Here is an 18,831-nt window from a genome sequence, read left to right as displayed (position 1 = left end):
CCGGGCGGAACCCGCAAGCTCCCTCCGCCCGGCGGCGGAATGACCTGCGGGACAGGAGCAGGCAAATTTTCCGTAATCTCCCGGCCCATGTTTCCGCGGAGGCAGGAGGTCTAGCTGACACAAGACTGCCTGCTGGGAGCATACCCCCTTGCCCACCCCCACCTCCCGAAAAGACCAGATCAAGAACGTCTTCCGGGTTGCCTCCGGCAACTTCCTGGAAATGTACGACTTCACGGTCTACGGCTACTACGCCGCCGCCATCGGCCGGACCTTCTTCCCCTCGCAGAACCCCTTCGCCTCGCTGATGGCCTCGCTCGCGGCCTTCGGCGTCGGCTTCCTGATGCGCCCGCTCGGCGCGCTGGTTCTGGGCACCTAATATCGACCGCCACGGCCGCCGCAACGGGCTGCTGCTGACGCTGGCGATGATGGCGGTGGGCACCCTCTCCATCGCCGTGGTGCCGGGCTATGCCACGATCGGGCTGATGGCGCCGGTGCTGGTGCTGATCGGCAGGCTGCTGCAGGGCTTCTCCGCCGGCGTGGAGCTGGGCGGCGTCTCGGTCTATCTCTCGGAGATCGCGACCCCCGGCAACAAGGGCTTCTACGTCTCCTGGCAGTCGGGCAGCCAGCAGGTGGCGGTGATCTTCGCCGCCCTGCTCGGCGTGACGCTGGCCAGCCTGCTGTCCCCGGCGCAGATGGATGCCTGGGGCTGGCGCGTGCCGTTGCTGGTGGGTTGCCTGATCGTGCCCTACCTCTTCTACATCCGCACCTCGCTGCCGGAGACCGAGGCCTTCCTGGAGCAGACGCGGCACCGCCGCCCCACGGCGGGCGAGATCCTGCGCTCGGTGGCCGCCAACTGGCAGGTGGTGCTGCTGGGCATGATGATGGTCACGATGACCACCGTGTCCTTCTACCTGATCACCGCCTATACCCCGACCTATGGGCGGGAGGTGCTGCACCTCGCCTCCACCGACGCGCTGGTCGTAACCCTCTGCGTCGGCGTCTCCAACCTGGTCTGGCTGCCCGTCGGCGGCGCCATCTCCGACCGGCTGGGGCGCTTTCCCGTGCTGGTGGCCTGCACCGTGCTGGCCATCGCCACCGCCTATCCGGTGATCTCCTGGCTGGTGGCCGCACCTTCCTTCGACCGGCTGCTGCTGTCCCTCCTGTGGCTGTCCTTCCTCTACGGCTCCTACAACGGCGCCATGGTGGTCTACCTGACGGAGATCATGCCGGCGGAGGTCCGCACCTCCGGCTTCTCCCTCGCCTACTCGCTGGCCACGGCCACCTTCGGCGGCTTCACGCCGGCGATCTGCACCTGGCTGATCGAGGTCACCGGCAACCGCGCCATCCCCGGCCTCTGGCTCTCGGTCGCGGCCGTGCTGGGGCTGGTGGCGACCCTGCTGTCGCACCGCCGCGCCATGGCGGCGGAACGCGCCGCCGGCGTGCTGGTGCCCTGATCCGGGCGGCGGCCTTCCCCTGGCCGTCGCGCGTTACGTCCGGCGTTGCGCCGTTCCCGGGGGAAAGGCCCTGCCTTTCCCCCGGGCCCCCTATCCGCCAGGACCCTGCGGGCCCTGGACCCATTTTCGTTGGTTCTGTCTGACGCCGGATCGCGCCGGAGAGCATGGCTCTCCGGCGGATTGCCGGGGCCGCCCGTGCGGAAACGGTGTCTTTCTGTTCGGGCGCCCCCCGTTGCCACCTGCCCCCAGGGATCAACCCGCGGGCTGACGGCCACCACGTGGAGCCAACGCAAGCCCTGGGGTCCGGGGACCGACTTCGGTCCCCGGCGGAAAAGGGGTCCGGGGCGAGAGGCGGAGCCTCTCCCCCGGCGGCCAGCCATGAGGCGCGACGCGGCCAGGGCGGGATTGGCCACTCCATCCGGCCCGCGATTGGACCTCCCCGGAGCAGCCATCCAGGCGCATGGACGATTGCAGAAGGAGCCTCGCCATGCCGAGCCGTGCCAGCACCCCGTCCAGTACTCCGTTCCGGGGTCTTTCCGCCTTTCCGGTCACCCCCGCCGATGCGCAGGGCCGCGTCGAAGCCGGGGCGCTGGCGCGCCTCGTCCGCCGGCTGGCGGAGGCCGGGGCGGATTCCATCGGCCTGCTCGGCAGCACCGGCACCTATGCCTATCTGAGCCGCGCCGAGCGGCGCCGGGCCATCGAGGCCGCGCGGGAGGCCGCCGGGAAGGTGCCGCTGATCGTGGGAGCCGGCGCGCTGCGGACGGACGAGGCGGTGGCGCTGGCCCTGGATGCGGAGGCCGCCGGGGCGGACGGGCTTCTGCTGGCGCCGGTCTCCTACACGCCCCTCTTCGACGAAGAGGTGTTCGAGCATTTCCGCGCCGTCGGCACGGCCACCGCCCTGCCGCTCTGCATCTACAACAACCCATCGACCACGCATTTCAGCTTCGGCGAGGCGCTGCTCGAACGCCTCGCGGCCCTGCCCGGCATCGTCGCGCTGAAGCAGCCGGCCCCGCCGCCGGAGGAGGCCGCCGCCCGGCACCAGGCCCTGCGCGCCCGGCTGCCGGAGGGCTTCGCCCTCGGCTACAGCGGCGACTGGAACGCGCCTGCCTCCGTGCTGGCGGGCGGCGCGGCCTGGTACAGCGTCCTGGGCGGGCTGCTGCCGGTGCAGGCCCTGGCCCTGATGCGGGCGGCGCAGGCGGGCGATGTGGCGGAGGTGGCGCGGCTGGAGGCGAAGCTGGCGCCGCTCTGGGCCCTGTTCCGCCAGTTCGGCAGCCTGCGCGTGGTCTATGCCGCCGCGGGGCTCCTCGGCCTTTGCCGGGCCGAGCCGCCGCGCCCGATCCTGCCGCTGGCGGAAGCGGAGCATGGCCGGCTCCGGGCGGCGCTGGATCAGGCGGGCGGCGCACCGGCCTGAGAGCCCGCCGCCGATGGTGCCGGAGGACATCCCGATGCGCTGCCCGCCCGCTTTCGGGGCGGACACCCGGGGGATGGTGCCATCCTGCACAAGACGGCGCCAACCGGAGCCGCCACCGGCCTCGATGATGCCGGGGCACAGCCCTATTCCGCTGGCTTCCAGCGCCTTCGCACCGCCAAGCTCGGCCCGTGGCGATCCGGAAGGAGCGAGCGATGCGGCGCAGGCAGTTGCTGGCGGGCGGCGTGGCCCTGGCGGCGGGCTCCGGCCTGTCCCGTCCTTCCCTGGCGGCGCCGCCGGCCGGCACGCTCCGCTTCGTGCCGCAGGCCGACCTGTCGAGCCTCGATCCGGTCTGGACCACCGCGACCGTCGCCTTCAACCACGGGATGATGGTGTACGACACGCTGTACGGCATCGATGCATCCCTGACGCCGCGGCCGCAGATGGTGGCGGGCCACGAGGTTTCGGATGACGGGCTGAGCTGGACCTTCACCTTGCGGGATGGGCTGGTCTTCCACGACGACGAGCCGGTCCGCGCCATCGACTGCGTCGCCTCCATCAACCGCTGGGGCAGGCGCAAGGGCTTCGGGCAGCAGCTCCTCGCGCTGACCCAGGAGATCGCCGCACTGGACGACCGGCGCTTCCGCATCCGGCTGAAATCGCCCTTCCCGCTGATGACCTTCGCCCTGGGCGGGCCGGATATCTGCATGATCATGCCGGAGCGCCAGGCGAAGGTGGACGCCTTCGCCCAGGTCACCGACGCCATTGGCAGCGGCCCCTTCCGCTACCTGCCGGGAGAGCGCGTTTCCGGCTCCTTTTCCGCCTGGGAGCGCTTCGCGAAGTACCAGCCGCGGCAGGAGCCGCCCTCCTTCTGGGCCGGCGGCAAGGTGGCGAATGTCGCGCGGGTCGAATGGCGCGTCATCCCCGACCCGGCCACCGCCGCCAACGCGCTGCAACAGGGCGAGGTGGACTGGCTGGAAAGTCCGCTTTTCGACCTGCTCCCCACGCTGCGCCGGCAGCCGGGGGTGAAGCTGGTCTCCACCTCCTCCCTGCCCACGCCGGGCGTGATCGCGCTGAACCACACCCAGCCGCCCTTCGACAACCCGAAGCTGCTGCGCGCGATCCTGCCGGCCATCGACCAGGCGGAGTTCATGAGCGCCGTGGTCGGCGACCAGACCGACCTGATGACCGTGCCGACGGGCGTCTTCACCCCGGGCACGCCCATGGCCAGCGATGCGGGGATGGAGGTGCTGACGGGAAAGCGCGACCTCGCCCTGGCGCGGAAGCTGGTGGCCGAGAGCGGCTACAAGGGCGAGCCGGTGGTCTTCATGTCCGCCTCGGACCAGGCGGCGCTGGTGCCGATCGCCCAGGTGGGGCAGAGCCTGTTCCGGCAGATCGGGATCAACGTCGATTTCCAGAGCATGGACTGGGGCACGCTGGTCGGGCGGCGGGCCAGCGACAAGCCGGCCGCCGAAGGGGGCTGGAACGTCTTCTGCACCTCCTGGGCCGGGCTCAGCCTGAGCAATCCCGGCAGCCACTTCCCGCTGCGCGGCAACGGCAAGGGCGGCTGGTTCGGCTGGCCGACCAGCCCGCGGCTGGAATCCCTGCGCGATGCCTGGTTCGCGGCGCCCGACCTCGCGGAGCAGAAGCGTATCTGCGCCGGGATGCAGCGCATCGCGCTGGAGGAGGTGCCCTTCGTCCCGGTCGGCTCCTACAACCTGCCCGCCGCGATGCGCGGCAGCCTTGACGGGGTGGTCCAGGCCAGCGGCACCATGTTCTGGGGCGTGCGGAAGGGCTGAGGCGCCACGCGGGACGCCCCGGCCCTACCCCGCCGTGTCGAGCGGGAAGCCCCTGTCGATCGCCGCCGTGACGTCGATCCGCTGCTTCAGCACGCCGTACTCCACCGCCCGGTCAGCCGCCTGCTGCAGTTCCGCCAGCAGCGCCCCGTCGAGCGGCACGGCGCGGGTCTGCTGCTTCTCGAAGGCCAGTTGCACGGGCTTCTCCGGCAGGCGGGTCAGCTTCGCGTTGTAGGCGGCGTAGTCCGGCAGGTGCGCCGCGGCCCAGTCCCAGCCCCGGCGCTGCCGCCGCATCAGGTCGGCCAGCGCGTCGCGCCGGTCGCGCAGCGCGTTGCGGTGCGCGGCCAGGAAGCTGACGGTGGGGGTGAGGCCCGTGCCGTCCTCCAGCACCCGGGCGCCGAACTGCGCCACCTCGATGGAGACATAGGGCTCCCAGATCGCCCAGGCATCCACGGAGCCCGAGCGGAAGGCCAGCGCCGCCTCAGCGGGGCCCAGGAAGACATGCTCCACCGCATCCGGGGGCAGACCGGCCCGTTGCAGCGCGGCCCGCACCAGGAACTGGCCCCAGCCGCCGCGATTCCCCGCCACCCGCTTGCCGCGCAGGTCGGCCAGGCCGCGGAAGGGCGCGTCGCCGCGCACCAGGATGGCCTGGGAACGCGGATCGGCCCGGGTGGCGGCATAGGCCTGGAGCGGCGCGCCGGAGGCGAAGACCGAGAAGAAGGCGAGGTCGCCCATCGAGCCGACATCCAGCGCATCGGCGGAGAGCGCCTCCAGCAGCGGCGCGGCGGCGGGGAACTCGCTCCATTCGAGGCCGTAGGGCACGCCCTCCAGCGCGCCGGAGGCTTCCAGCAGCGAGCGCAGCCCGCCTTTCTGGTTGCCCACCCGCAGCACCGGCGCGGCCTTCGCGGCACGGGACAGGGCCGGGGCGGCGAGCAGACCGGCGGTGGCGGCGACCAGGGCGCGGCGCCCCAGGGGAAAGGGCCGGCGGCAGGAGGCCGGGGGGGCGGAATGCGTCGTCATGGCGCCATTCTGGACTGGCCGGGTTCCCATCCCGAGTGGTCCAGTCTGGCAAAATCCAGCCGGAAACGAGATGATTCCGCTCCCGCGCGGCACGGTTGGGGAAGGCTTTTCCGGCCTGCCCGGCGTCCCTCCGCGTGGATGTTCGATCCATTCCCCCTGCGCCTCGTTCCGGCACGGGCGCGGCGGCGGGCCGGCCGGCTTCCGCGCTTCAGCCCGCGCCGCCGCCCGTCTCCGCCCCGGCCTGCGGCTTGCGGCCGAACAGGCCCCCGGCCCAGGCCAGCACCGGCCCGCCCAGGTGTTCGGCGAAGGGGATCAGCAGGCTGCCCACCGCCAGCCCCAGCAGGCCGGACAATGCGGCCGTGACCATCCACGAGGCGGCGGCGGCCGTGACGGCGGGCACCAGCGCGGCGACGGCATGGGCGGCGGCCTCCACCCAGTGCTCCGGCAGCGCCAGGCCGAAGGTCTCCATCCCGTGCAGCAGGATGCCGCCGCCGACCCAGAGCATGGCGGCGGTGCCGACGATGCCGAGCAGCCGCAGGAAGGGCGGCATCCCCCGCACCAGCCCCCGCCCGATCGCCTGTGTCACCGGCGCCAGGGCATGGTCGGCACCGGAGGGCTCCCGTGTCTCCGGCAGCCGCCGCAGCCCGAGCAGGCTGGTGACCGGGCGCGGGTTGGCCGCCAGCGCCACGCCCACGTCGTCCGCCTTCACGATCAGCGCCACGCCACCATAGACCAGCGCCGTGAGCCCCAGCCCCACCACCGCCAGGATCACCGCCTGCGCCACCACGGAATCCGTGGTGAGGGAGGCCAGGGTCAGCGCCATGATCTCGGCGGAGAGGATGAAGTCCGTCTGGATCGCGCTGCGGACGCGCGCATCCTCGTGCCGCTTCGCCGCGGCCACGCCACTGGCCGCCGGCGCCCCGGGGGACAGTGGCGTGGCCGGGGATCCGGCCGGCGGAGCTGCGTTCCCGGGGGGCGGATTCCCGGGTGCGGGATGCCCGGGCACCGGCTCGTGCCCCTCCTCGCCAGGCGGCGGGTGGATGGCGTGCCAGACCTTCTCGGCGCCCTCGTAGCAGAGATAGGCGCCGCCCAGCATCAGCAGCACGGAGATGCTCCAGGGCGCCACGAAGCTCAGCACCAGGGCCAGCGGCAGCAGGTAGAGCAGCTTGTTCTTCACCGAGCCGACGGCGATCTTCCACACGATCGGCAGTTCGCGCGAGGCCGCGAAGCCCGTCACGTAGCGCGGCGTCATCGCCGCATCGTCCACCACCACCCCAGCCGCCTTGACCCCGGCCCGCGCCGCCTGGGCCGAGATATCGTCCAGCGAGGCGGCCGACATCCTGGCCAGCCCGGCGATGTCGTCCAGCAGCGCCAGCAAACCCGTGCTCACATCCGGTCCTTCCGTATGTCCGGCGGCGTTTCGGGCCGCTTCCCTGGCCGCCGTCCCTGGAACACCCTAACCGGCCAGGACCGGCGGGGATGCGCCCGCGCCGCCGGGACCGGGATCGTCCGCGCCGTCCAGCCGCAGGATGGCCCCGCCCAGCGCCACCTCCCCGGCCCGCAGCACGCGCGCGGTGATGCCGCCATGGCCGCGCACGGCGTTGTAGCCGCCGGGGCCCAGCACCTCCTCCATGCGGGAACAGGGATGGCACTCCCCCGTCATCTCCAGCACCGCCGTGCCGAGCCGGAAGCGCCGCCCCTTCAGCGCCAGCAGGTTGATTCCCGCGGTGACGACGTTGCGGCGCAGCTCCTCCGGCGCCACCCGCTCCCGTCCCAGGAAGGCGGCGATGGCCGCCAGGTGCTCCGCCTGGATCAGCGTGACCTGCCGCGCCCGGCTCTGCCGGTTGCGGTAGTGGTCCCCCGCCAGCCCGCCTTCCGGTTCCATCCCGGCCAGAAGCACCGGGCGCAGCACGGCGCGCCGGGCCGGGCGCAGGCCGATCCATTCCACCCGGCCCGGCCGCATTGGCGCATCGAAGAGTCGGGACAGGGTGGAGGCGGGGTTCAGCATCGGCGACGATGCTGAAGCCGCTGCCCGGCCGGGGATCAAGGGCGTGCGAGATTCCGTCAGCCCTTCTGACGGCATCCTGATCAGGACATGGCTGATTCCGCCAATCAGACGGTCGCAGGGCGGCGATCGGGACTGCCCTTCGGCGGTGCTCCGGCCTAGATATGCCGCACCGCGATAATCCGGAGGCTCTCATGGCAGACAAGAAGCTCTATTTCGTCTGGGGCGGCGTCTTCACCGATCCGAACTGGCAGGAACTCGAGCCCGGCACCGAGGAGTGCTACGGTCCCTACCACGACGCCCAGCAGGCCGAGCGCATCTGGAACGAGAAGGCCCGCCGCAACATCGACATCGCCGCGCACCGGCTCTTCGTGCTGTCGGTGGACCGCCCTGGCGCCTCCGCCCTGGCGGCCTGACCGGCCGGCTTCCAGGAAGAGGGCGCGGCGGGGCGGGCCCCGCCCGGCCTACCGGGCCTGCCGCGAGATCACGGCCAGGGCGGCGGCGCTGACGCTCACCTGGCCCAGGACCTGCGTGATGTCGCGGATGAAGCCCCAGGTCTCGTAGGGGCTGGGGTCCTGCGGCACCACCACGAGGCTGCCCGGCGGCACCGGCGGCCCGCCGCCCTGCCAGGAGCCGATGCCCGCCGGCACGGACTGCCCGTTCGGCAGCACCACGAAGGCGCGGCCGGCATCGGCGAAACGCTGCTCGCCCCCCGCCGCGCGGACATAGTCCACTGCCTTCTTTCCGGTGGTGAACTGCATGCTGCCCGGGTTCAGCACCGCGCCCACCACCGTCACCTCGTTCGGTCGCTTCGGGATGGCGATCAGGTCGCCCGGCTCCAGCAGCGTGTCCAGCTCCGGCCGGGCCGCGAGGATCGCCGGGTTGGCCTCCACCGACATGCGCCCTGCCGCCTTGGCCTCGCGCAGCGCGGAGGCCATCTGCCGCCCGGCGGTGATGGCGCCGCCAAGGTCGCCGCTGGCCCGGCTGCCCGCCACCGCCTGCCCCGCCGCGACCTGGAGCAGGCTGGATTCCAGCTCCCGCGCCGTGCGCTCGAAGCCGTCCTGCTGCCGCACCCGGACGCTTTCGCGCGTGAAGACGGTGCCATAGGGATAGGCCTGCGGCGTCAGCCCTCCGGCGCGGCCGATCAGCTCCGACAGCCGCTCGCCCCGCCGGATGTCATAGGTGCCGGGCCGCACGAACTCCCCCACCAGCGTCACCGAGCCGATCTCCCGGTCGCCGAAGCCGCGCGGGATGCGGATGCCGTCGCGCGGCGACAGGCGCACGGCGGCGAAGTTGCGCGAGCGCAGGTCGAGCCGCAGCCGGGTCAGCGGCACGGCCCCGGCCTGGTCCAGCGGCTCACGCGAGAATTCCACGGCGGCGAGGTCCGCCGTCTCCCCCACATCCCCCGCCGCCGCCAGCACCTGGTCCAGCCCGGTATCCTCCAGCACGGGATAGAGGCCGGGCAGTCCCACCTCCCCGCCCAGCAGCACGCTCTGGTCCAGCAGGAAGGGCAGCAGGGTGGGATAGTCGATGAAGACCTGCGGGCAGGGCGGGTTGCCCAGGTCCGGGAAGCCCGCGCCGCGCGCATGGGCATAGCGCATCGGGCTGCCCTTGGCCGCCACGGCCAGGGATTGCAGCGCCGGGCAATCCGGCTGCGCCGGCACCGAGGCGGGCAGCCCGGCGGAAACGGCGGTGTTGGCGGTGGGGCCGCCATCGGGCGGGCGCTGGGCGGTGCCGGCCGAGACCGTGACCGGCACCAGCAGGGGGGTCGGCATCTCGCCGCGCAGGGCGCGCTGCACCGGGGGCGAGGAGAGCCAGAGGATGTCGCTCTGCGCCAGGATGATCACCTCGTCGGCTTCGGCGAGGGACAGGTTGGCCTGCCCCTGCAGCACCCGGCCCAGGTCGAAGCCGACGAAGCGCCGCACCCGCGTCCGCGGGTCCACCCGCCAGACCACGCCCAGGCGCACATAGGGATCGGGCCTGATCTGCCGCGAATCGGCCAGGAGCTGGCGCAGCGAGAAGCCCGCCTTGCCGTAGCCTCCGCCCGCCGAGCGCATCACCGGCACCGCCACATGCCCGGCCAGCCGCAGCGCGTTGGCGGAAACGTCCGCCCCCGGCTGCACCAGCACCGCGTCGCCCCGGCGCAAGGGCGCGGCGGGGGCGATCTCGGCATAGGCCCGCCGCCCCCCGGCATCCGTGCCCTGGAGCAGGAAGCGGTTGCCGGAAGGGCGCAGCGCCTCCCCCGCCAGGCGCAGCACGAGGGCCAGCGGCTGCTGCGCTGCGCCGGGCGGCAGCTCGTAGATGCCGGGGCGCGTCACCTCCCCCGCCACCGCGACCACCCCGCCCAGCGGCGGCACCACCACGCGCTCGCCCTCCCGCAGGGACAGGTCCGGCGTGGCACCGGTGCCGGCGATGGCGCCGTAGAGATCGACGATCCGCGCGCCGCCCGGCCCCTCGACCCGGATGGCGCGCAGCGAGCCGGTGCGGCGCACCCCGCCCGCCAGGCTGAGCGCGTCGAGCACGCTGGTCAGCGCCGGCAGGGTTTGCAGGCCGGGCCGCACCACCTCCCCCGCCACGAAGACCGCGATCTGCCGCGTCTGGCCGAGGGAGACATAGGCCTCCGACCCGCCCAGCTCCCGCGCCACCCGCGCCTCGATCTCCGCGCGCAGCTCGCCCAGGCTGCGCCCGGCGGCGGGGATCGGGGCGAGGTCGGGCAGGGTCAGCATCCCGTCCCGTCCCACCCGCAGGGTGTAGGAGGTCCGCACCCGCCCGCGCACCGCGATGATCACCTCGTCGTCGCGGCCGAGCAGGTAGCCCTCCGGCATGGCGCCCGTGGTCAGTCCGGGCACCGCCGCCTGACGGAAGCTGTCATAGCCGAACTGGCGCAGCGGCGGCTGCTGCTCCGGCAGGCGGGCGGCGAAGAAGCTTTCGGTGTTGGAAAGCGGATCGGGAGGCGGCGCCATGCCGGGGAATGTGCCGGCCGTGGCGGCGGGCATCGCGGGGATGGGCGCGGCGGGCGGCAGAGGTGGCGGTGGCGAGAGGGTGGTGCTGCTGCGCCCCGAGGCGGCGTCGAGCAGGCGCTGCACCAGATCCCCCTGGGCTCCGCCCGCCAGCCCGCCGGACAGCGCGCCCGGCAGGGGCTGCCCGCCGGGCAGGGTGGAAGGCAGGGAGGGCGGCATCAGCAGGTTCGGCTGCGCCCGGGCCGCCGGGACGGCCAGGCACGCCAGCATGGGAGCGGCCAGCAGCAGCGACAGGACGTGGCGCGATCCGGAAGGGTGGAGGAGGCTCAATCTGGCGTATTCCCGATTCGGTGCGCACACCCTTGGCAACTCAGGTCATTCCATGGTCTTGAACTGCAACTTTAAGTGATTATTAACTTATTTTACAGCAATTTTAGGTTGTTCCATCACGGAGCGGCATGGTTTTCCGAGCGCTACCCTCCCGTACCGCCATGCTGCTCCGCTTCGATGCCGCCTGGCGGCTCGGCGCGCGGCCGGTGGGCCTGCTGCTGCGCCACCGCCTCCGGCTGGCGGCCGGTCTCGCCCGGCGTGCCCTGCCCGACCTCCGGCCTGCCGAAGGCCCCTTCCTGCCCGGCGGCCATTCCCCGCTTCCCGCGGCGCTGCGGGCGGAAACGCTGCCCGTGCTGATGGCGGTGGCGGAACTCCCGCCACCGGAGACGGAGCCCCGCGATGCCGCCCGTCCCCCTGCCTGCCCCTCTGCCTGCCCCCCTTCCCTCCCCTCGGGCCACGGCCCCTTCGCTTCCCACGCCCATGGGCTTTCGCTCGACCTCTTCGCGCCGGGCGATGTGCGGCCGGTCTGGGAGGCCAACCGCCTGGGGGAGATCCCCCTCCTCGCCCTGGCGCACCGGCTCGACCCGCAGGGAGGCCACCGCGAACGGGCGGAGGCGAGGCTCACCGCCTGGTGCCGCGCCAACCCGCCCTTCCGGGGGCCGAACTGGGCCTGCGGGCAGGAGGCCGCGCTGCGCGCCCTGCACCTGGCCCTGGCCCATGCCCTGCTGGGCGGCGAGGCGGCCAGCCCGGGGCTGCGGGCACTCCTCGCCCAGCACCGCCGGCGCATCGCCGCCACCCCCCGCTATGCCGAGGCGCAGGACAACAACCACACGGTCAGCGAACCCGCCGGGCTCTTCGCCTGCGACCTTCTTCTCGGCGAGGACCCAGCCCCTGCCATGGCCCGGCTTTCCGCCGCGCTGGACCGGCTGGTGGCGCCGGATGGCGGCTTCGCCCAGGTCTCGACGGGCTATCACCGCCTGCTGCTGGACGTGCTTTCCACCGCCGAATGGCTGCGGCGCAGCTACGGGGCCCTGCCCTTCCCGCCGCCCTTCGCCGCCCGCGCCGCCGCCGCCAGCCGCTGGCTCGCCCGGCTGCTGGACCCCGCGACCGGCGCCCTGCCGCGCCTCGGCCACCAGGATGGCTCCCACGTGGCGGACCTGTCGCTGGGCGGGCCGGGCGATGCGCGCGGCAGCGTCGAGCGCGCCGCGCGGCTCTTCCTGGGCGCCTCGGCCGGGGTGGCGGACGATCCGGGCTGCCTCTGGCTCGGCCTGCCATCCGCGCCCGTGCCGCGCCCCGAGGCGCGCTGGCAGGCCAGCGGCAGCCGCGGCTGGACGGTGGGCCGTGCCCGCGCCCTGCTGCGCACCGGCCCGCTGGAGTTCCGCCCGGGGCATTCGGACCTGCTGAACCTCGACCTCTGGGACGGGCCGGTGAACCTGCTGCGGGATGGCGGCACGCTGTCCTACAACCCCGCCCCCGAATGGCGGGCGGTGGCGCTGGGGCTGGAGGATGCCGCCGGGCACAACGCCATCCTCTTCGACGAGGCGGAGCCGATGCCCCGCGCCGGGCGCTTCCTGCGCGCCCGCTGGTGCCGGGGCGGATTGCTGGCGGATGGCGCCTGGGTGCGCGACCGGCACGGCAACCGGCAGGACCGGCGCGTGCTGGGCCAGGGCCGGCGCTGGAGCGTGCTGGACGAGGTCTCCGGCCCCTTCCGGCGGGTCACGCTGCGCTGGCGCCTGGCCCCCGCCGCCTGGGAACGCATCCCCCAGGGCGTCGCCTCGCCGCTGGGCCGCATCGCCGTCTCGGCGGATGTGCCGCTCGACATCGTTCTGGCGTCAGGATGGGAAGCTCCCCGCTATGGCGAGCTGCGCCCGGTTCCCGTTCTGGAACTCCGCGCCCGGGCGCCGGTCTCGCGCATCCTGACGGTGATCCGCCTGCCGGGCTGACCCAGCAGGCCCTCCCCACAGTGAGCGCAGCAGGGTTGCGGGCTTGGTTTCAATCCAGGGTTGAATATTTCGTTAACAAACTCGATAGTCACGGGAAGTCACGCTGGACCAGGGGATGCCGCTTCCGGAACTGCTGCGCGCCCTCTGGCTCTGGCGCTGGAGAATCCTCGCCACCTGGTTCCTGTTGCTGGCGGCCGGCATCGCGCTGGTGCTGTCCTGGCAGCGCCAGTACGTGGCGGAGGCGGTGGTGACCCCCGCCGAGACCACCGGCCTCGCGGTGTCCACGCTGATCCAGGCCAATGCGGTGTTGCAGGCCGGTGGGCTGCTGGACAACCGCTCGGGCGGGAATTTCGCGGTCTATCTCGCCCTGCTGCGCTCGCCCGAGGCGGCGGCGATGCTGATGCGCGACACCGCCCTGCCCGCCTGGCTCACGCAGCAGCGCGCCAGCGGCCCGATGGGCCTGCTGCGGCAATGGCTCGGCCTGCGGATCGAGAGCGATGCCGACGACCTGCAGACCTGGCTGGAGCGGAACTTCGCCGTCACCCAGTCGCTGCAAACCGTGACGGTGACGCTGGACCTGCCGCATCCCGACCGGGCCATGGCGCTCGACGCGCTGGCCCGCCTGCACGCCTTCGCCGAGGGCAAGGTGCGGGCGGATCTCGCCGGCCTGACCCGGAACCGCATCGCCCAGCTGGAGGAAAGGCTGGGGCGGGAGCCGGATGTCTTCACCCGCACGCCGCTCTACGACCTCCTGGCGCAGCACCAGCGGGCCGGGCTGGCGCTGCTGACCGACGAGGCGGTGGCGGCGCGGCTGGTCTCCGCCCCCAGCGTGCCGCTCGCCCCCACGCTGCCGAACCGGCCGCTGCTGATCGCGCTGCTGCTGGTTTCCGTGCCGCTGGCGGTGCTGCTGGGCGCGGCCTGCCTCGTCCTGCTGCGCCAGGCCCTTCCCTCCGGCGCGGGGCCGGGGGGCCGCATGGTGCTGCCGCCCCTGCCGCCCGTCGGCCTGCCGCCGGAGCTGCGGGGCGGCCCGATGGACGATCCGGGCCAGGAGCCGGGACGCCATGGCGGGCGCGACGCCCGGTCCGCCCCCGGAGGCAGTCCGCCGGACACCCCCTCCCCGGCGCCTGCCGGTCTTCCCCCGGGCGCGGCGGCCGGTCCCTACCCCGCCGCCCGGCCGGCACCTCCGCGGGGCATGGGGAACGCCCCCGCGATGCCCCTCGGCCAGCGCCGGGGCCATCCGGATTTCGCCCCCCTGCCACGCTCCCCCTCCCCCATGCCGGAAGGCTGAGCCGGTGGCACGGGTCGATGCCGCCGCGCCGGGCTCGCTGGCCGGGATGGCCGCGGCGGTGCTGTTCCTGGCCGGGGCGCTGAAATCCGTGCCGCAGACCGCCGCCCTGCCGGACATCACGGTGCTTTCCGCCGGCGCGTTGGCCGTCTCCTTCCCCTGGCTCCTGGCCTCGCGCCGCTGGACGGTGCTGCGCCCGGTGGCGCTGCCCCTCGCCGCCGCGGGGGCGCTCTGGCTCTGGATGGTGCTGGCCGCGACCTGGAGCAGTTCGGCCGAGATCCTGTCGCAGAAGCTGCCGGAGGCGGTCCTGCTCGGCCCCACCATGCTGGCGGCGGGCATGGCGACCGGGGCGGATGCGGCGGCCCGGCGCTGGCTGGTGGCCACGGCGATGCTGACCGGCCCCTTTGTCGCGGCGGGCGTGGCCTGGGGGCTCGCTTCCGGCGAGGTCGTCCTCGGCGGCCTGGTCGGGGCCACGGATGCGACGCGGGTGCAGTACCAGCTCGCCGGCCTCGCCATGGCCTGCGGCGCCGGGCTGGCGGCGGTGCGGCTGGTGGAGGCCGGCCGGGCCGGGCGGGTCTTCTGGGCGCTGCTGCTGCTGGGCCTTGCCCTGGGGGCGTTGCTGCCGGGCGGGCGGGCGGCGCTGCTTTCGCTGGGCGTGGCGGTCACGCTGGCCCCGGCGGCGCGGCTCTGGACCGGGCGGCGCCCGCTGGCCGCCGCCGGCTGGATCGGCGCGATGGCCCTGGCCGGGGGGCTTGGGCTGGGCCTGCTCTATGCCGATCCCGATCGCAGCCAGGGCCTGCGCACGCTGGAACGCTTCACCGGGGAGGGCATCGCCGCCTCGGCCCGCCCCGTGCTCTGGTCGGCGGCGCTGGGCTGGGCGGGGGAGGCGATGCCGCTCGGCCTCGGCGCCGGGGGCTTCACCGTCGCCGCCGGCTATGGCGAGCGACGCGGCATGTACCCGCACAACCACGCCCTGGAAGCCCTGGCCGAGGAAGGCCCGCTCGGCCTGCTGCTCTGGCTCGGCGCCTTCGGCGGCGGCGCGGCGGTGGTGCTGGTCCGGCTGCTGGCCCTGCCGGAGGATCTGGAGCCGGAGCGGGTGGGGCGGATCGTGGCGCTGGTGATCCCGGTGGCGATCGGCGCCATGGTCTCGACCGACCTGGGCAACCGCATGGTCTGGTTCGCGCTGGGCCTCGCTTTGTCGCTGGGCATCAGGGCGCAGCGTGTCTGAGCCGGGGGAAGGCTTCTACGCCCGCCGCCTGAAGCGCGGGCTCGACCTCGCGGGCGCGGCGCTGCTGATGGCGCTGCTCTGGCCGCTGCTGCTCGGCACGGCGCTCGCCGTGGCCCTGGCCTTCGGCCGCCCGGTGCTGTTCCGGCAGAGCCGCGCCGGCTGGCGAGGGCGGAGCTTCACCATCCTCAAGCTCCGCTCGATGCGCGACCCCGCCTGGCCGGGCGAGCCCGATTCGGCGCGGCTGACCGGCTTCGGGCGCCGCCTGCGCGCCAGCGGGCTGGATGAGCTGCCGCAGCTGGCGAACATCCTGCGCGGCGAGATGAGCCTCGTCGGCCCGCGCCCGCTGCCGCCCGCCTATACCCCGCTCTACACGGCGCGGCAGGCCGGCCGCCTCGCCGTCAGGCCCGGCCTGCTCGGCCCGGTGACCGCGCGCGGCCGCAATGCCCTGCCCTGGGAGGAGCGGCTGGAATGGGATGCCCGCTACGTCGCCCGCGTCACGCTGGCGGGGGACGTCGCCATCGTCCTCGCCAGCCTGGCGCTGCTGCTGCGCGGGCGGGGCGCCACCGCGCCCGGCCATGCCACCAGCCCCGGCTTCACCGGCACGGCGCCCGCCAGCCAATCCACGGCGGCGGATGCGGGGGGCACGCCGTCGTGCTGATGCAGCGCCGCAACATTCCGCCGGGGATGGTGATTCCGGCCACGGAGCGCATATCTTAAGTTGTAATTCACGATATATTTACAACCATGAACGCCGGAATCCCCCGGCCGGCGAGGGGTGTCCAGAATGGACAGGGCAGCATGGGCATGGATGTAAGCGCCGCCGGGGAGACAGCACTCCTGTCCCTCTCCGACACGCTGCTCAGCCCGTCCGGGCCGCCCCGGCATCCCGCTATGCCGGATCGCGGCCGCACGGCATCGCCCGCCACCCGCATCCACCTTTCCCCGCCGCAGCTTTGCGGGGAGGAGGAGCAGGCGCTGCGCGACACGCTGGCCAGCGGCTGGCTCGCCCCCGCCGGTCCCGCCCTGCCGGCCTTCGAGGCGGCCATCGCCGCCTGCACCGGCTTCCGCCACGTCGCCGCCCTGGCTTCCGGCACGGCGGCGCTGCATCTCGGCTACCGGCTGCTCGGCCTCGAGCCGGGCGACGAGGTCTGGACCAGCACCCTGACCTTCGTGGCCACGGTGGCCCCGGCGGCGCAGATGGGCGCGCGGCTGGGCTTCCTCGACGTTTCCCCGGAAAGCTGGACGCTGGACCCCGGCCTGCTGCGGGAGGCCCTGGCCCGCGCCGCCCGCCAGGGCCGGCTGCCGCGCGTGGTGGTGCCGGTGGATCTCTACGGGCAATGCGCCGACCTCGCCGCGATCGCGGAGGCCTGCGGCCGCTGGGGCGTGCCGGTGCTCAGCGACAGCGCCGAGGCGCTGGGCGCCTTGCAGCACGGCCGTTCCGCCGGGCGCGGGGCGCGGCTGGCCGCCTTCTCCTTCAACGGCAACAAGATCGTCACCGGCGGCGGCGGCGGCGCCCTGGCCTCGGACGACGAGGCGCTGGTCGCCCGCGCCCGCCACCTCGCCACCCAGGCCAAGGAGCCGGCGCCCCACTACCAGCACGAGACCACCGGCTATTCCTACGGCCTGTCCTCGCTGCTGGCGGCGGTCGGCCGGGCGCAGCTGCGGCACCTGGAGGTGCGGGTGGCGCAGCGCCGCGCCGTCTTCGCCCGCTATGCCGCCGGGCTGTCGGGGCTGCCCGGCCTGCGCCTGATGCCGGAGCCGGTCTGGAGCCGCTCCTCGCGCTGGCTCACCGCCATCCTGGTCGATCCCGCCGAGGCGGGCACGGACCGCGAGGCCATCCGCCTGGCGCTGGAGGCGGCCTCGGTGGAAAGCCGCCCGGTCTGGAAGCCGCTGCACCTGCAACCGGCCTTCCGCGCGGCGAGCCATCTGGGCGGCGGGGTCGCCGCCACGCTCTTCGAGCAGGGCCTCTGCCTGCCCTCCGGCGCCATGGGCCCGGCGGAACAGGACCGGGTGATCGGCATCATCCGCGCCTGCTTCGGGCACGGCCCATCGGGACGTGCCCGGACGGGCCGGGGAGGCACCCGGCCGTGACCGGACCGCTGCGCATCCTGTACCTGCACCAGCACTATTCCGCCCCCGCCGGCAGCACCGCCACGCGCGCCCATGCCATGGCCGCCGGGCTGGCGGCGCGGGGGCATGACGTGACCCTGGCCTGCGGCCGCTACGACGGCGCCGAGACCGGGCTGGAGGGCCGCTTCCGCCTGGGCCGCCGGCAGGGGCGCGCACCCGGCCCGGCGGGCTTCGGCCTGATGGAGTTCGACATCCGCTGCGGCAATGCCCAGGACAGGGCCGGGCGCCTGCTGGCCTTCGGGCGCTATGCCGCCGCGGCCTCGGGTCTGGCGCTGTCGCGGCCCTGGGACCTGGTGGTCGCTTCCTCCACCCCGCTCACCGTGGCGGTCCCGGCGCTGGCCGCGAACCGCCTGCGCGGCACGCCCTTCGTCTTCGAGATCCGCGACCCCTGGCCCGAGCTGCCGCGCGCCATGGGCGAGGCCCCGGGCTGGGCCCTGGCCGGGATGGAGGTCCTGGCCGATGCCGCCTGCCGCCGGGCGGCGGCGGTGATCGGCCTGACCGAGGGCATGGCGGACACCGCGCGGGCGCGCGGCACCGATCCGTCGCGCCTGCACGTGGTTCCCAATGGCTGCGACCTCGACCTCTTCGGCCCGCACCGCGCGCCCTGGCGTCCGGACTGCGCGGCGCCCTGGGAATGTCTCGCGGTCTATGCCGGGGCGCATGGCCGCGCCAACGGGCTCGACGCGCTGCTCGACGCCGCGGCCGAGCTGCACCTGGCCGGCGAGCGCCGCCTCCGCATCCTGCTGGTCGGCGAGGGAGCCGAGAAGCCCCGCCTGATCGCCGAGGCGGCGCGGCGGGGGCTGCACAATGTCAGCTTCCTGGACCCGCTGCCCAAGCCCCGGCTGGCCTCGCTGCTGGCGGGCGCGCAGGTGGCGCTGCACTGCCTCGCCCCGGTGCCGGAATTCGCCGAATGGACAGCGCCCAACAAGCTGATGGACGGGCTGGCCGCCGGACTGCCGGTGGTGACCAACCTCGCCGGCCGCGCCGCGCGCATCGTCGCGGAGGGGCCGAGCGGCATCGCCACCCCGCCGGGCGACGCCCGCGCCCTGGCCGAAGCCCTGGCGCATCTGGCGGCGCGGCCCGGGCTGCGCGCCGCCATGGGTGCCGCCGCCCGCGCCCAGGCGCAGCGGCGCTGGGACCGGCGGCTGCAGGTCCGGCAGTTCTGCGCGGTGGCGGAGGCGGCGGCGCGGCCGCTGCCCCGGCCCGCCCTGGCCCCGGCCTGACGCCATGCCCCGCCCCGCCTCCCCCGCGGCCCCGGAAACCCGCCTGCCG

At 74.3% G+C, this 18,831-nt stretch carries 15 protein-coding genes; 11 read left to right on the top strand and 4 right to left on the bottom strand.

The features are described 5' to 3' along the window. The first annotated feature begins 148 nt into the window (after positions 1-148). The 4 genes from BT98_RS28330 to BT98_RS0100730 all read left to right on the top strand — a co-directional run bounded on the left by BT98_RS28330 (position 149) and on the right by BT98_RS0100730 (position 4,661). Positions 149-376: a hypothetical protein gene (locus BT98_RS28330; protein WP_019460216.1), complete on the top strand. Its 228-nt coding sequence runs from the start codon at positions 149-151 to the stop codon at positions 374-376. A 46-nt stretch (positions 377-422) separates the two neighbouring features. Next, positions 423-1,454 carry a tricarballylate/proton symporter TcuC gene (gene tcuC / locus BT98_RS22730; protein ID WP_019460215.1) on the top strand — a complete coding sequence of 344 codons (1,032 nt, stop codon included), beginning with the start codon at positions 423-425 and terminating at the stop codon, positions 1,452-1,454. A 487-nt stretch (positions 1,455-1,941) separates the two neighbouring features. After that, entirely contained in the window at positions 1,942-2,865 is a 924-nt protein-coding gene (locus BT98_RS0100735; protein WP_019460214.1) for a dihydrodipicolinate synthase family protein, read from the top strand. A gap of 212 nt (positions 2,866-3,077) precedes the next feature. Next, positions 3,078-4,661 carry an ABC transporter substrate-binding protein gene (locus BT98_RS0100730; protein ID WP_019460213.1) on the top strand — a complete coding sequence of 528 codons (1,584 nt, stop codon included), beginning with the start codon at positions 3,078-3,080 and terminating at the stop codon, positions 4,659-4,661. A gap of 24 nt (positions 4,662-4,685) precedes the next feature. Here the strand turns inward: BT98_RS0100730 and BT98_RS0100725 are convergent, their stop codons facing one another. From BT98_RS0100725 to BT98_RS22725, 3 genes are all read right to left on the bottom strand, one after another. Then, the gene (locus BT98_RS0100725; RefSeq protein ID WP_019460212.1) at positions 4,686-5,678 is read right to left on the bottom strand and encodes an ABC transporter substrate-binding protein; all 993 of its coding nucleotides are present in this window, start codon (positions 5,676-5,678) and stop codon (positions 4,686-4,688) included. Between the two features lie 208 nt (positions 5,679-5,886). Next, positions 5,887-7,068, bottom strand: a complete 1,182-nt coding sequence (locus tag BT98_RS0100720) for a DUF808 domain-containing protein (RefSeq protein ID WP_027297117.1) — start codon at positions 7,066-7,068, stop codon at positions 5,887-5,889. 66 nt (positions 7,069-7,134) lie between these two features. Continuing rightward, positions 7,135-7,686: an MOSC domain-containing protein gene (locus BT98_RS22725; protein ID WP_019460210.1), complete on the bottom strand. Its 552-nt coding sequence runs from the start codon at positions 7,684-7,686 to the stop codon at positions 7,135-7,137. A 191-nt stretch (positions 7,687-7,877) separates the two neighbouring features. Here BT98_RS22725 and BT98_RS0100710 point away from each other — a divergent pair, with 191 nt between their 5' ends. Further along, positions 7,878-8,099 carry a DUF4170 domain-containing protein gene (locus BT98_RS0100710; protein ID WP_019460209.1) on the top strand — a complete coding sequence of 74 codons (222 nt, stop codon included), beginning with the start codon at positions 7,878-7,880 and terminating at the stop codon, positions 8,097-8,099. A 48-nt stretch (positions 8,100-8,147) separates the two neighbouring features. On the opposite strand, the gene BT98_RS0100705 is transcribed toward BT98_RS0100710, so the two are convergent. Next, on the bottom strand, positions 8,148-10,973 hold the full coding sequence (locus BT98_RS0100705) for a polysaccharide biosynthesis/export family protein (RefSeq protein ID WP_019460208.1): 2,826 nt from the start codon (positions 10,971-10,973) through the stop codon (positions 8,148-8,150). Between the two features lie 128 nt (positions 10,974-11,101). On the opposite strand from BT98_RS0100705, the gene BT98_RS0100700 reads away from it, so the two are divergent. The 6 genes from BT98_RS0100700 (at position 11,102) to BT98_RS0100675 (ending at position 18,782) form a co-directional block, all read left to right on the top strand. Beyond that, complete coding sequence (locus tag BT98_RS0100700) at positions 11,102-12,916, top strand: heparinase II/III domain-containing protein (RefSeq protein ID WP_115359173.1); 1,815 nt, start codon at positions 11,102-11,104, stop codon at positions 12,914-12,916. A gap of 115 nt (positions 12,917-13,031) precedes the next feature. Continuing rightward, positions 13,032-14,204, top strand: a complete 1,173-nt coding sequence (locus BT98_RS0100695) for a hypothetical protein (protein ID WP_026033037.1) — start codon at positions 13,032-13,034, stop codon at positions 14,202-14,204. Between the two features lie 4 nt (positions 14,205-14,208). Further along, positions 14,209-15,429, top strand: coding sequence for a hypothetical protein (locus BT98_RS0100690; protein ID WP_019460206.1), 1,221 nt, complete (start codon positions 14,209-14,211; stop codon positions 15,427-15,429). Further along, positions 15,422-16,087, top strand: a complete 666-nt coding sequence (locus tag BT98_RS0100685) for a sugar transferase (RefSeq protein ID WP_019460205.1) — start codon at positions 15,422-15,424, stop codon at positions 16,085-16,087. Before BT98_RS0100690 ends, BT98_RS0100685 begins: the two co-directional genes overlap by 8 nt. Positions 16,088-16,227: 140 nt before the next feature. Further along, the gene (locus tag BT98_RS0100680; RefSeq protein ID WP_237719335.1) at positions 16,228-17,520 is read left to right on the top strand and encodes a DegT/DnrJ/EryC1/StrS family aminotransferase; all 1,293 of its coding nucleotides are present in this window, start codon (positions 16,228-16,230) and stop codon (positions 17,518-17,520) included. After that, a complete protein-coding gene (locus BT98_RS0100675) occupies positions 17,517-18,782 on the top strand; it encodes a glycosyltransferase family 4 protein (protein ID WP_019460203.1) in 1,266 nt (421 codons plus the stop codon). Before BT98_RS0100680 ends, BT98_RS0100675 begins: the two co-directional genes overlap by 4 nt. The last annotated feature ends 49 nt before the right edge of the window (positions 18,783-18,831 follow it).

This window comes from Roseomonas mucosa ATCC BAA-692 (assembly GCF_000622225.1).
Lineage (GTDB): Bacteria > Pseudomonadota > Alphaproteobacteria > Acetobacterales > Acetobacteraceae > Roseomonas > Roseomonas mucosa.
This window is presented reverse-complemented; position numbering and strand designations above follow the sequence as displayed.

Coding starts and splice junctions, on each gene's coding strand:
- tcuC (WP_019460215.1), top strand. CDS start 423: ATGATGGCGGTGGGCACCCTCTCCATCGCCGTGGTGCCGGGCTATGCC.
- BT98_RS0100735 (WP_019460214.1), top strand. CDS start 1,942: ATGCCGAGCCGTGCCAGCACCCCGTCCAGTACTCCGTTCCGGGGTCTT.
- BT98_RS0100730 (WP_019460213.1), top strand. CDS start 3,078: ATGCGGCGCAGGCAGTTGCTGGCGGGCGGCGTGGCCCTGGCGGCGGGC.
- BT98_RS0100725 (WP_019460212.1), bottom strand. CDS start 5,678: ATGACGACGCATTCCGCCCCCCCGGCCTCCTGCCGCCGGCCCTTTCCC.
- BT98_RS22725 (WP_019460210.1), bottom strand. CDS start 7,686: ATGCTGAACCCCGCCTCCACCCTGTCCCGACTCTTCGATGCGCCAATG.
- BT98_RS0100710 (WP_019460209.1), top strand. CDS start 7,878: ATGGCAGACAAGAAGCTCTATTTCGTCTGGGGCGGCGTCTTCACCGAT.
- BT98_RS0100700 (WP_115359173.1), top strand. CDS start 11,102: ATGGTTTTCCGAGCGCTACCCTCCCGTACCGCCATGCTGCTCCGCTTC.
- BT98_RS0100695 (WP_026033037.1), top strand. CDS start 13,032: ATGCCGCTTCCGGAACTGCTGCGCGCCCTCTGGCTCTGGCGCTGGAGA.
- BT98_RS0100680 (WP_237719335.1), top strand. CDS start 16,228: ATGGGCATGGATGTAAGCGCCGCCGGGGAGACAGCACTCCTGTCCCTC.